Source organism: Protofrankia sp. Cas4 (genome assembly GCF_963555915.1).
GTDB lineage: Bacteria > Actinomycetota > Actinomycetes > Frankiales > Frankiaceae > Protofrankia.
In genome coordinates, this window is record NZ_CAUVXL010000089.1 from 1 (window position 1) to 11,206 (window position 11,206).

Consider the following 11,206-nt stretch of genomic DNA (forward strand, 5'->3'; position numbering starts at 1 on the left):
CCGATGTCGTCGGGTTGCGGACGGTCAACGGAACGTAGGTCTGGAAACCGTCGGAGTCGTCCAGGCGCATCAGATACGCGCCAGGCGGCCAGCTGCTCGTGTCGAACGCCGTTGTCGGCATCCAGGACGTGCTCACGGTGCTGGTTTTCGGGTCGCGCGCGGCGGGGGCCTGTACCCGACCGGGTAGCGGACCGACCTCGGTGACCAGCCGGCAGGTTCGTCCGCCGTACCAGCCGATCCGGAAGACGGAGGCCTTGAGCGTGGCCGCGGTCGTGGACGCGAACAGGTGCAGTTCGTCCCCGGTCCGGATGCTGGCATGGTCGAGCCAGCCCTCCACCGCGTGGTTGTAGCCGAGACGGGCCAGGCCGCAGTCGGCACCGGGCTTCGCGTTCTCGGCCCGGACGTCAAACCCGGCGCTCGCCCCTGCGCTCGCTCCGGCGCTCGCTCCGCCAGGCACGCGCCCCGTGGCCTGGCGGCCCCGGTCGGCACCGCCGCTGCACCCGCCGAGGACGACCGCGATCACCACCGCAACCGCGATCGCGACGGCGACGGACGTGGGCCATCCGGCCGACTCAGGCCGACTGTGGCGTCGGCTTCCATGCGCTGGCATCCAGACCATCCTCGTCAGTGTTGTTCAGGCGGCGGCGCCTTATGCTCGGGTATGGGTCCAGGTACGGCCATGCAGCCTGAAGCAGTGGGGCGAACACGTTCCGTCATTCCGGATATTCCCTTCATCCGCGGCCGGGGTGGCGGGGAACAGCGCGCGACCTTCTTCGAGTTGTACTTCGACCTCGTCTACGTCTTCGCCGTCACCCAGATATCCCACCACCTGCTGGCGGATCTGAGCTGGATCGGCGCGGTGCAGGCGGCCTTCTTCCTCGTCGCCGTCTACTGGGCCTGGAACTACACGACCTGGATGGCCAACTGGTTCGACCCGGAGACGGTGCCGGTTCGACTCGTCCTGATCTACGTGATGCTGGCCAGCTTCCTGATGGCCGTGGCGATCCCCGAAGGCGCCGTCGACCTCGCGCTGCTCTTCGCGGCCAGTTACGTGGCGTTGCAGATCGGTCGGAACGCCTTCGTCGTGTGGGTGACCCCGCCGGGGGCGTTCAACGAGAACTTCCGGCAGATTCTTGCCTGGAGTATCCTTTCGGCCCCGCTGTGGGTCGTCGGCGGGATACTGTCCGGTGAGCCGCGCTGGCTGCTCTGGGTCGCCGCGCTGGGGCTCGACCTGGCGGCGCCGCTGGCTCGGTACTGGGTGCCCCGCGCCGGTGCCACCCCGATGAGCCAGTGGGAGGTCGAGGGCAGCCATTTCGCCGAGCGCTTCCAGCTTTTCGTGATCATCGCGCTCGGCGAGAGCATCGTGCTGGCCGGGGTTACCGCCTCCGGTGCGGGGCTGCGCGGCCCGGTCGTCGTCACGCTCGGGTTTGCATTTTTGACGTCGACCGCCCTGTGGTGGCTGTACTTCGGCCAGATCGGCGCATCGGTCGCCCGGCGGATCAGCCGGAGTGCGGCGGACGAGTCGGGCCAGATCGGCCGAGACGTCTACACCTACCTGCATCTCCCCATCATCGCCGGGATCGTGTTGACGGCGGTCGGCGTCGAGCTGGTGATCGTGCATCCCGGCGGCGAACTGCACACGGCCGGTGCTCTGGTGACGCTCGGCGGTCCAGCACTCTATCTCCTCGGCCTGATGGCGTGCGCGGCCCGTATCGGCCGCCGACCGAGCTGGCCGCAGGTGGCCGCGGTGGTGGTGTTGCTCGCGGCCGTGCCGCTCGCCGCCCACCTCTCCGGCCTGCTCGTGCTGATTGTGCTCACCGTCGGGCTCATCGCCCTGGTCGTGGTCGACCAGATCCGGCCGCAGCTGGCGGATTCCACGCCGCATCCGTGAGGGCGCACCGGGTGAGGGGGAACCAGGCCGTTGCGGCACACCGGAGGGCGCGGGCTGGCGCCGTCCTCGTCCTGTAATCCGTGGCGGGTGTCTGGCGGCGGCCGGCGGTCCTACGTTGGAGATATGAATCCCCTCACCCGCCCGCTGCCATCGCCGCCGGAGACCCTGCGGCGTGGACCGCTGCGCGAGGGCCGGTTCACCAGCCGGTTGCATGACCCGCGGGTGGCCGCGCTGCTCGGGATCTGGCTCGGTATCGCCTTCGGGACGTGCTTTGCCACCGGTTTGGTCTCCCATTTCATGCAACATCCGACGTCGTGGTTCTCGTGGCCGTCCCGGCCGGTGTGGTTCTACCGGTTCACCCAGGGCCTGCACGTGGCGACCGGGTTGGCGAGCGTACCGCTGCTGCTGGCGAAACTGTGGACGGTCTACCCGCGGCTGTGGGAGTGGCCGCCGGTCCGCACGGTCGCACACGCGTTGGAGCGGATTTCGATCATCGTGCTCATCGGCGGTGCGCTGTTCCAGCTCTCCACCGGGATCGCGAACATCGCCCAGTGGTACCCGTTCCATTTCTTCTTCACGGTCGCCCACTACTGGGCCGCGTGGGTGACGATCGGCGCGCTGCTCGTGCACGTGGCGGCGAAGCTGACGGTGGTGCGTGTCAACGTCGGACGCGGCAGGGTCCACGGCGTCGCCGTCGAAGGTGTCAATCGTGACGGCGGCGCCCTCGAAGGTGTCAATCGTGACGGCGGCGATCTCGAACCGGGCGGCGTACCGGTGCGGACCAGCTCGTCGGAACCCGACGGTGACGGGTTGTCCCGACGCGGCTTCGTCGGAGCGGTCGGTGCGGCCGCTGGAGTGATCACGGTGGTCACCGTCGGTCAGGCGGTGCCCGGTCTGTCAGAGTTGGATCTGCTGGCCCCACGCAAGCCGACGGTCGGACCACAGAACCTGCCGGTCAACCGCACCGCAGCCGCGGCCGGGGTCGCCACCGTGGCGCGCGACCCCGGATACCGCCTGGAGGTCGTCGGCCCCCGGCCGCTGCGGTTGAGCCTGGCCGACCTGGCCGCGTTTCCCCAGGCCACGTCCCATCTGCCGATCACCTGCGTCGAGGGGTGGAGTGCGGATGCCACCTGGTCGGGGGTTGCGCTGCCGCAGCTACTGGATCGGGCCGGCATTCCGCACGACGCCACGGTGCGGGTCGAGTCGCTGGAGAGCGGCAGCCTCTACAGCACGAGCGAGGTGCGTCCACCGCACGCCCGGGACTCGCTCACCCTGCTGGCCACCGGGCTCCGAGGCGAGCCGCTGGCGCTTGACCACGGCTATCCGGTCCGTTTGATCGCCCCGAACCGACCGGGTGTCCTGCAGACCAAATGGGTGCACCGGGTGGTGATGGTATGAGTGAGTCCGCCGGGCGCCGGGCACCGGCATGGCGTGCGGCGGTGCTGGGGCTCCGTGTCCTGCTGGTCGGCGGTGGCATTGCCATGGTTGGCGTCGGGGTGTTCGGGGCGTTGGACGCGCACCTTGCGGCCAATCCGCCGTACGCGCTCGGTTGGGGGCTGGTGGCCATCGCCGTCCACGACGCCCTGCTGGTCCCGGCGCTGGCCGTGATCGGTCTCGTGCTGACGAAGCTGGTCCCGGCGCCGTACCGGGCCGTGATACAGGCAGCGTTGATCGTCAGCGGCTCGGTCGCGTTGGTGTCGTTGCCCCTGTGGCGGGGGTATGGCCGCAAACCCGACAACCCGTCGGTCGACCCGCTGGCCTACGAGCGCAACCTCATGATCGTGCTGGGCGTGGTCTGGGTGATTGCCGCGGTCGTCATGTTCCGCCGCTGGCTACTGGTCCGCCGTCGGCCGGGAGCGACGGCGGTGCCGCGGTCAGAATCCCGGCGTGATTGACGAGCCTGATCGTGTGATCGGGTCGGGTGATTATCGATGCCCCGCGCCGCGGATTCGTCTAGAAAAAGGGAGTCCAGGTCGACGAGACCAGGCCGGGCGAGGGAGATCTCAGGATGCCGACCGCCGATACCACTGTGCACGCTGTCGACGCGACGCCCGGTGGGGAGCGTCCGGGCGGCCCGGTCGAGGTTCCCTGGTCGGTGCTGTCGGACTATCGGTGTTTCGGGTGTTCGCCGCACAATGATCAGGGCCTTCAGCTGCAGTTCCGGACCCATCCCGAGGGCTTGCAGGCCCGCTTCACCTTCGGGCGGGCACATGAGTCGTACCCCGGGGTCGTGCACGGTGGCCTGGTCGGAGTGGTCTGTGATGAGATCATGGGCAACCTGATCGTGCTCCAGGTGGGTCTCACCGCGTTCACCACGGCGATGAAGGTGCGTTACGTCTCACCTTTGTTCGTCGGGAGGACGTATGACTGCGTAGCCCGGATGCGACCGTCGCGTGTGGAGCAGACCGGAGTCGGCCTCACCCATGCTGCGGCCGAGATCCTCGATCTTGATGGTGCGACGATGGCAACTGCGACGGCCAGTTACCGGCTTGTCAGTCTGGAAGAGGCGCGCCGGCACCTGACCCTGGCCGACACCGACGCTGACCGTCTGCGCGATGCCATGTCTGTTGATGTTGCTCCTGAGAATACGGAGTGATTGTATGGTGACGATGTGCATCGGATCCCGTCCATGTCCATCGTCGCCAAGTTTTTCATAAGTTTTTCATTGATTTTCTTATTGTAGATAGAGTGCGAGTCATATAAAGTGCGGTGCCTCTTCAGGGTTTTTCAGCGGATGCCGGCCGCCGACGGCGGGAGCATTCCTCAAATATTACTTTGCGTCATCGATTTTTGTCGCAGCGCCAATGGCTGCTTGCTGACAATCGGTTGTCAGAGACGTACGCAATGTTTTCAAGCGCGTTGTTCCACCTGCTCAGAGGGTGTGTCGCGGGTGGTGGGTAACCTCTCGTGCGCACGGAAACTGATCAATGTATCGCCGTGCGTGGTGGCCTATAGGCGACCTGATAGTGACTCTGCGTGATAGTTGGTCCTGATGTACCGGCGGGATAACGCAGAGGTTTCGGAACGCCCTTTGCACACAGCGGCATTTCATGCAACGCTGTTGTCCGAACAGCGAAGTCGCAGGGGTATCGTTCTCCGCCAGACGGTCGAGGGTGTCGCCACCGCCTCGCCGAGTACTCGGGAGGCCAGGTCCAAGGGGGATGAGCTGGATCGTACGACCCGTGTGACGGCGGTGGTCTGGGGAATCCTGCCGCTGTTATAGTGAGCCGGCTACACCTCAAGGCGTGAGTGATACGGCGATCCGCGGAATTGACGGGTGCCGTGAGTCGCCTGTTTTCGCGTTCTTTCCAGGCTGGTCGGGCACCTCTCTGTCGCCGCTGGCGAGCGCCAACAGCGCAGGTCGGGGGCATCAGGCGTTGCTGCGCGCCGGTGGAGACCTGGGCATCTATGCCTTGATGGAGAATCTATGTTCGAATCGCGTGCGGCCGATCACGCGTTGAGCGGAAGTACTACTTCTAAGGTTTTCGACATGCTGTCCGGCGTGTTGACCGACGTTGTCGGTCTGGCATTCGTGCTGTATCTCGCTGCCGCTGTGGTATGTATTCTTCTGGCCCTCCTCCTGCGCGTCCGCGGTCGTCTCGGGCATACGTCGGCCGAGCGTTTCAGCGTGACCGAGAGTATCGGCCGACCAGCCGGACGACGGGTCAGCCGATGAGCCGGCCGTGCCGTGTACGGAAAGCTAAGATTTCCACGGAATTTCGCCGTGGTTTCGTCGTCCTCCTGCCCGTTGCCTGGTACCTGGCCGTTCCAGCGACCGCGCAGGCGCAGGCACCACGCCGGGCGGGCGCACTGTCGGCGGGGTCGTTACTCGGCCAAGGGGTCGATGCCGCATGGTTACTCGCCGCCGGGTTGATCGTCATGGGTTTCCTCTACCTGGTGACGATGTTGTTGCTGTCCCGCACCCACCAGCCGCCGCCGCAGGCTGTGCCCGCTGGGCTGTTCTACGTGTTCGTCATGCCCTGCCTCAACGAGGAGGCGGTGATCGGGGCGAGTCTGCGGCGCTTGCTGGCCACCGCAAGGGACGACATTCGGGTCCTGGTGGTCGACGACGGTTCGGACGACGCTACGTCCAGCATCGTGCGCGGGGTCGACGACGAGCGCCGGTGGCTGTTGCGGCGTGATCTGCCCAATGCCCGGTCAGGCAAGGGCGCTGCCCTGAACGCCGCCATCGCCCACCTCCGCGTTCGCGATGAGGTCGCCACCCGCGACCCGAACAACGTGATCGTCGTTGTTGTCGACGCGGACGGACGCCTGGATTCCCATGCCGTCGACGTCGTCGCGTCGTACTTCAGCGACCCGCGTACAGCCGGCGTCCAGACCGGCGTCCGCATCAACAACCGTCGTGGCAACCTGCTGGCCCGTATGCAGGACATGGAGTTCGTGATCTACACGGACATCTTCCAGCGCGGTCGGGCTCATGTCGACAACGTGGGGCTGGGTGGCAACGGCCAGTTCGTGCGGCTTTCAGCACTGCGGTCACTGGGCGACGAGCCATGGACGCACAGTTTGACCGAGGATCTCGACCTCGGGGTCAGGTTGCTGCTCGCGGGTTGGCGCAACCGGTTCTGCCCGCAGGCCGACGTCCACCAGCAGGGCGTGGTGAGACTTCGTCGGCTGCTGCGCCAGCGCTCGCGATGGTTCCAAGGGCACCTGCAGTCATGGCGGCTGATACCGCGGGTGATTCGGGAGGCGCGGCTCCGCAGCCTGCCCGACATGCTCTTCCACCTGTCGAGCCCATTATTGATCTTATTGGCGTCCCTGCTCACACTCGCGTTCGGATTCTCGACCGCCGCGGTTCTGGCCGACTGGTTCGCCGGTGGGCCCAGCCCCGATCCGAGTTTGTTCGCCGGTGCCTACCTGATGGCCGCCGTTCCGGCACTGATCTGCGCGCTGGTCTATCGCAGGCAGGAGCCGCTCTCCGGAGTCGGCGTCCTGCGGTTGATCGGTTACGGCCACCTCTACATCCTGTATGCCCTGGTCTGGTTCGTCGCCGGCTGGTGGGCGATCGCCCGGATGCTCAGCGGCCGCAACAGCTGGCACAAGACCGTCCGCAGCCCGGAGGAAAGTCTGCCTGCACCAGCCCTTACACCCGCGCTTGCGGCCGCGAGTGCAGCCGCGGTGGCGGCGACCATGGTGACCAGCGAAGACGTCGGTCTGGCGGCATCGCCGGAGCACGCCGGCGAGCCGGTCCCCGTCGATGGATGACGTCGGTGCGACCGTTGCTGCCCGCTGATCCGCCTGACGGCGTCGACACCAGCCGGGGGCGTGGGCCGGCCGGCTGCGGATCCGGACTGCTCGTCCGGCTGGCCATCCTCGCCGTTATCACGCTGGTCAGTCTGCTCGCCCTGATCGGGCTGCTGGGGATGTGGCGGCTCACCGGCCTGTTCCAGGAGGACGACGAGATGGTGCGCTGGGTGGACGGCAGCCGACATGGCGCATGGCTCGCGGTCTTCGACGGCTATGGCCAGACCACAGGCTCGACGGCAGGCCCGACCGTGGAGCCGACCACAGGCCGCACCGCTGACGATGAGGTGATCTCGCTGGCCCCGAAATCGGCGGTGGGACCCGGCGCGACCCATGCGGCGCTGGTGGTCAGTGCCGACCGCTACACCGACGTCGACGTCACCGCCCAGCTGCGCACCGTCCGCCAGCTGCGTACGCCTGGGCCGCAGCCCTGGGAGGTCGGCTGGGTTTTGTGGCATTACACCGATATCAGCCATTTCTATGCGTTCGCCCTTAAAACCAACGGCTGGGAGATCAGCAAGCAGGATCCGGCCTATCCCGGCGGGCAGCGGTTCCTCGCCAGCGGCGAGGTGCCCCGCACGACCATCGCGACCTGGCACACGGTCGGGATCACCCAAGCTGGCGGCCGGATCACCGTTGCCGTCGACGGAGCCGTGATCGCTGATCTCACCGACCCGGAACGCCCCTACCTCGCCGGCGCTGTGGGTCTGTACTGCGAGGACTCCGACGTGGAGTTCCGCCGGATTCACGTCGGTACGGATCCCCCGCCCACCCGCCCACGCTCATGACTTTCCCGCGCCGATCCCGCATCCCTGACCCGACCCGCATCCCTGACCCGACACGGACAAGGACCGACGAAAGGACATGTTATGGCCACAAAAACATCGACCCGTCCTGACAGTGGGCCAGACCGTACCGTCCTGGTAATTTACGGCACCCGCCCAGAAGCAATCAAGATGGCACCGGTGGTCCGTGAACTGGCGGCCTCGCCGTTTTTCCGTCCCGTCGTCGCCGTCACCGGCCAGCACCGGAGCATGCTCGACCAGGTCAACAACCTGTTCGGCATCGTTCCCGACGTCGATCTCGACGTCCTCCAGCAGGGCCAGACGCTCGCTGGGGTCACCACCCGGTCGCTCGGCGGCCTGGAGGCGGCCATCACGGAGATCCAACCGCACATCGTGATCGTCCAGGGGGATACGACCACGACGTTCACGGGCGCGCTCGCCGCCTTCTACCTGGGGGTTCCCGTCGCGCACCTGGAAGCGGGCCTGCGCACGAACGACCCCACCTCACCGTTCCCCGAAGAGATCAACCGCCGGCTGACCACCCAGCTCGCCGACCTGCATCTGGCGCCCACCCCCACCAGTCGTGACAATCTCCTCGCAGAGGGCGTCAAGCCGGACACGGTTCTCGTCGTCGGCAATACCGTGATCGATTCGTTGCTCTGGGTTGTCAAGGAGCCTGTGCCGAAAGACGACCCGTTGCTGGCGGAGTTGGAGCGCAACGCTTCCGGCGACCGGCCCGTGCTCCTTGTCACCGCCCACCGGCGGGAATCCTGGGGCGAGCCGATGCGCAATATCGGCGAGGCGCTCGCGCAGCTCGCGACGGAGCGGCCAGATCTTCTGATCGTCTTTCCGATCCATCGCAACCCGACCGTGCGTGCGGCAATCATGCCCGCCGTCAGCGGCCTGACGAACGTGGTTGTCTCCGATCCGGCCGACTACACCGCCTTCGCCCACCTGATGAGTCGCGCCACCATTGTGCTCACCGACAGCGGGGGAGTCCAGGAAGAGGCGCCAAGTCTCGGCAAACCGGTGCTCGTCATGCGGGACAACACCGAGCGGCCCGAAGGCGTGGATGCCGGGACGGTGGCACTGGTCGGCACGGACCCCCGCCGCATCGTCGACGGCGTCGGTCGGCTCCTTGATGAGCCGGCTGCGTACGCGGCAATGGCGGAAGCGGTGAACCCGTACGGCGACGGCGGCGCGGCGCGGCGCAGCGTTGCGGCGCTGGCGCACTACTTCGGTTTGGGTCCGCCGGTCGACGAGTTCGTGCCCCGGTTCCGTCCACCGGTCGGCCCGGCGACCATCGGTGTGCCACGCCAGGCTCGCACTCCGGTGGGCCGCTCCGCCAGCCGTGCGTCCACGGGTGCCACGGATGATCATCAGCCTGTCCAGGTCAACCAGATCCATCCCGAAAGGACGTGATGTAGATGCGAACCCGCCGATTCCGCGGCTCCGTAGCAGCGATCTTAGTTGCCGTTCTGGCGCTTGTTGCGGGCCTGGTCAGTACGGCCACGGCGGCAACTGCGCAGCGGCCGCATTCCAGGGGAACATCGCAGCATCACAGCGATGCGCAGGTGTTGGCCGACGGTCAGCTGATCGCGCCACCGCCCCCACCGTCCACCTCACCCCCTCGCCGCGGGCCCCGGCCGGTGAGCTCCACTTCCGATTCCGCTGCGTCGGGGACGATCCGTCCGGCGGCCACCACCTCGGCGTTGCGCATCCAGTCGGCTGCCGTCACCACGGTGGCGACAACTCCTTCCGGAACGTTGATTCTGTACGACACCACGGGCCAGTGGGGTTGGCTCGGCGAGCAGTACGCCATGCAGACGGCGAACCTCGTCTCCCACTTCGGTACCTGGAAGGCGCATCCGGTGGCCGCATACACGGCCGGTGAGATGGCGAACTACAAGGCGGTCGTCTACGTCGGCTCCACCTACGACGAGCAGGTGCCCACCGTTTTCCTCACCGACGTGCTGGGTGGTACCCGCCCGGTGGTGTGGATGTACGACAACATCTGGCAGCTGACCGCGCAGTCACCGACGTTCGCCGCCACGTACGGCTGGAACTGGTCGCAGTTCGATTTCTCCTCCGTCGCCGAGGTCCGCTACAAGAACACCAGCCTGACCCGGTACACCCCCAACGGCAGCGGGATCATGTCCTATGCCAGCGTGGACACCACGAAGGCGACGGTGCTCGCCCAGGCGGTGCGCGCCGACGGGACGACCTTCCCCTGGGCCTTGCGGTCGAACAACCTCACCTATATCGGTGAGATCCCATATGCCTACACGGATGCGACAGATCGATACCTTGCCCTGTCGGACCTCTTCTTCGACGTCCTCGCCCCGGCCACAGCGACCCGGCACCGCGCGCTCGTCCGGATCGAGGACGTCGGACCGGACGCCGACCCGGCCGAACTGCGTACGGTGGCCGACTACCTGTCGTCGGCCCAGGTGCCGTTTACCGTCGCGGTCTACCCGCGGTACCGGGACCCGAAGGGTGTGTACAACAACGGCACCCCGGTCGACACCACCCTGGCGAACACACCTGACGTGGTCAGCGCACTGAAGTACATGGTGAGCAAGGGCGGGACACTGCTCATGCACGGCTACACCCACCAGTACTCGAACGTGGCGAATCCATACGACGCTGTCAGCGCCGATGACTTCGAATTCTTCCGGGCGCACATCGATGCCCTGAACAACGTCGTCTACGACGGTCCGGTGGCCGAGGACAGCCAGGCCTGGGCAGCCGGGCGCATGAACAGCGCCGCCACCGCGTTCACCGCGGCCGGCCTGCCTGTGCCGACGACGTTCGAGTTCCCGCACTACGCCGGCTCGGCCGCCGACTACGCCGCCGTGCGCGCCACGTTCACCAAGGGCTATGACCGGCGCCTGTACTTCCGTAACCAGCTTGCCGGCGGGACCGTCGACGCCACCAAGTACGCCGGTCAGTTCTTCCCATATCCGGTCACCGACGTGAACGGCACCTATCTCATCCCGGAGAACATCGGGAACATCGAGCCGGAGCCGTTCAACAACCACCCGGCCCGGCTGCCGGCCGACCTGATCGACGCAGCCAAGCGGAACCTCGTGATTCGTGACGGGTTCGCGAGCTTCTTCTACCACGCCTATTACGGAAAGGCGTACCTGCGCGACACCGTTTCGGGGATAAAGAAGCTCGGCTACACCTTTGTCGCGGCGGGCACGGTCTAAACATCGACCCCGGTCGTTGTGCGGCCGTCGGCCATGGGTCACCCACCCATGGC

General features: G+C 66.7%; 11 protein-coding genes. 9 read left to right on the forward strand and 2 right to left on the reverse strand.

The annotated features are described in order from the left end of the window. Positions 1 to 610, reverse strand: a 610-nt coding sequence (locus U9979_RS08230; RefSeq protein ID WP_322778899.1) for a N,N-dimethylformamidase beta subunit family domain-containing protein, incomplete at its 3' end; no start/stop codon positions are given. A gap of 69 nt (positions 611 to 679) precedes the next feature. On the opposite strand from U9979_RS08230, the gene U9979_RS08235 reads away from it, so the two are divergent. The 8 genes from U9979_RS08235 to wecB all read left to right on the forward strand — a co-directional run bounded on the left by U9979_RS08235 (position 680) and on the right by wecB (position 9,363). Further along, complete coding sequence (locus tag U9979_RS08235; RefSeq protein ID WP_322778900.1) at positions 680 to 1,891, forward strand: low temperature requirement protein A; 1,212 nt, start codon at positions 680 to 682, stop codon at positions 1,889 to 1,891. 123 nt (positions 1,892 to 2,014) lie between these two features. Next, the gene (locus U9979_RS08240) at positions 2,015 to 3,289 is read left to right on the forward strand and encodes a molybdopterin-dependent oxidoreductase (RefSeq protein WP_322778901.1); all 1,275 of its coding nucleotides are present in this window, start codon (positions 2,015 to 2,017) and stop codon (positions 3,287 to 3,289) included. Further along, complete coding sequence (locus U9979_RS08245; protein ID WP_322778902.1) at positions 3,286 to 3,786, forward strand: hypothetical protein; 501 nt, start codon at positions 3,286 to 3,288, stop codon at positions 3,784 to 3,786. The genes U9979_RS08240 and U9979_RS08245 overlap by 4 nt, the downstream gene beginning before the upstream one ends. 113 nt (positions 3,787 to 3,899) lie before the next feature. After that, positions 3,900 to 4,487, forward strand: a complete 588-nt coding sequence (locus U9979_RS08250; protein ID WP_322748752.1) for a PaaI family thioesterase — start codon at positions 3,900 to 3,902, stop codon at positions 4,485 to 4,487. 831 nt (positions 4,488 to 5,318) lie between these two features. Beyond that, positions 5,319 to 5,567 carry a hypothetical protein gene (locus U9979_RS08255; RefSeq protein WP_322748753.1) on the forward strand — a complete coding sequence of 83 codons (249 nt, stop codon included), beginning with the start codon at positions 5,319 to 5,321 and terminating at the stop codon, positions 5,565 to 5,567. Continuing rightward, positions 5,564 to 7,117 carry a glycosyltransferase family 2 protein gene (locus U9979_RS08260; protein WP_322778903.1) on the forward strand — a complete coding sequence of 518 codons (1,554 nt, stop codon included), beginning with the start codon at positions 5,564 to 5,566 and terminating at the stop codon, positions 7,115 to 7,117. The genes U9979_RS08255 and U9979_RS08260 overlap by 4 nt, the downstream gene beginning before the upstream one ends. 5 nt (positions 7,118 to 7,122) lie before the next feature. Continuing rightward, a complete protein-coding gene (locus U9979_RS08265) occupies positions 7,123 to 7,944 on the forward strand; it encodes a family 16 glycoside hydrolase (RefSeq protein ID WP_322778904.1) in 822 nt (273 codons plus the stop codon). 81 nt (positions 7,945 to 8,025) lie between these two features. After that, a complete protein-coding gene (gene wecB, locus U9979_RS08270) occupies positions 8,026 to 9,363 on the forward strand; it encodes a non-hydrolyzing UDP-N-acetylglucosamine 2-epimerase (protein ID WP_322778905.1) in 1,338 nt (445 codons plus the stop codon). A 166-nt stretch (positions 9,364 to 9,529) separates the two neighbouring features. On the opposite strand, the gene U9979_RS08275 is transcribed toward wecB, so the two are convergent. After that, positions 9,530 to 9,682 (reverse strand): hypothetical protein, encoded by a 153-nt coding sequence (locus U9979_RS08275; RefSeq protein WP_322750258.1) that lies wholly within the window; start codon positions 9,680 to 9,682, stop codon positions 9,530 to 9,532. Position 9,683: 1 nt separating this feature from the next. Between U9979_RS08275 and U9979_RS08280 the strand changes: the two genes are divergently transcribed. Next, on the forward strand, positions 9,684 to 11,153 hold the full coding sequence (locus U9979_RS08280) for a polysaccharide deacetylase family protein (protein ID WP_322778906.1): 1,470 nt from the start codon (positions 9,684 to 9,686) through the stop codon (positions 11,151 to 11,153). The last annotated feature ends 53 nt before the right edge of the window (positions 11,154 to 11,206 follow it).